Origin of the sequence: Anaerococcus groningensis, assembly GCF_046365465.1 — a bacterium.
GTDB classification, from domain to species: Bacteria; Bacillota; Clostridia; order Tissierellales; family Peptoniphilaceae; genus Anaerococcus; species Anaerococcus groningensis.
Window position 1 is genome coordinate 1 of the sequence record NZ_JBGMEG010000011.1, and the last position, 1,037, is coordinate 1,037.

The following is a 1,037-nucleotide window of genomic DNA, read 5'->3' on the forward strand; positions in this document are numbered from 1 at the left end:
ATATCGCCTGTAAAGGTACGGATTAAATGGCAAAATGATAGAAGATTATATCAAATACTTAGGAAACCTTAGAGCCAAGGGACTAGGTTTTGGAAATCTTTACGAAGGCTACAACGAAGTGCCAGACTCAATGAAATGGGTAGAAGAATACGCAGACCCAAACCAAGTAAAAACAGACTTTTTCGAAGCAAAAGTTTCTGCATATTCTAAATCTTCAATTATCGAAGATGACTTATAAAATCAGAACCCTTAAGGGTTCTTTTTTTGTGTTTAATTTTCAATGAAAGCAAGAATTAAAAAAAAATTTACTCTATAGTTGAACAATGTTCATTTAGGTGTAGAATATATTCTGTAACAACAAATGAACGATGTTCATTAAAAAAAGGAGGTTTTATGACTTCGGATAGATTAGGTGGAAAAAAAGCAGAGATTATGGAGGCTGCTCTTAAGGTTTTTAAGAAAAAAGGCCCGGATAAGGCTTCTGTTCGTGAAATTATGGCAGAGTCTGGCTTTGGTCTTGGAACTTTTTACCTATATTACACTGATAAAAATGATTTGAAAGAGAAGATAGTCCTTGATAAGGCTATGGATATTATTATAAAAGCTGAGGAAAATTGTGTTGGTGAAGATCCGGTTGGAAGATATATTTCTTTTGTGGATTACATAATTGATTATTTAATTGCCAATCCCTTTGAACTTGACCTTTTAAGTAACAATATCACCTGGGCCCTTTATACAAAAATCGAGCATGATGCTAGGCTTACTGAGGCTGATTCGACCTTACAATTCATTTTAAGTAAGTATGAAAACTTATTTTCTAAATCTTACAGTGAATCCCAACAGCTTTACATCCTTGCTATGACTTTTGATATTATGATGTCTACTTGCAAAAGTGCCTTGATGGAGGACTCAACCTTATCTATTGATGAAATGAAACCGGTTTTATTTGCTGTTATTAGAAAAATTTTTAATGGAACAGGAGAAATTAAATGAAAAAAATATCAAGATTTATTTCATACCATCCAAAATTAGTCTTA

Annotated in this window: 1 protein-coding gene and 1 pseudogene; both read left to right on the plus strand. The window is 32.6% G+C overall.

Annotation, left to right across the window (positions count from 1 at the left end; all coding sequences use genetic code 11):
- Nucleotides 1-19 precede the first annotated feature (19 nt).
- A pseudogene (locus AB9Q04_RS06115) lies at nucleotides 20-238 on the plus strand (ribonucleotide-diphosphate reductase subunit beta); the annotation flags it as partial.
- Between the two features lie 155 nt (nucleotides 239-393).
- A complete protein-coding gene (locus tag AB9Q04_RS06120) occupies nucleotides 394-993 on the plus strand; it encodes a TetR/AcrR family transcriptional regulator (protein ID WP_410024457.1) in 600 nt (199 codons plus the stop codon).
- Nucleotides 994-1,037 lie beyond the last annotated feature (44 nt).

Coding starts and splice junctions, on each gene's coding strand:
- AB9Q04_RS06120 (WP_410024457.1), top strand. CDS start 394: ATGACTTCGGATAGATTAGGTGGAAAAAAAGCAGAGATTATGGAGGCT.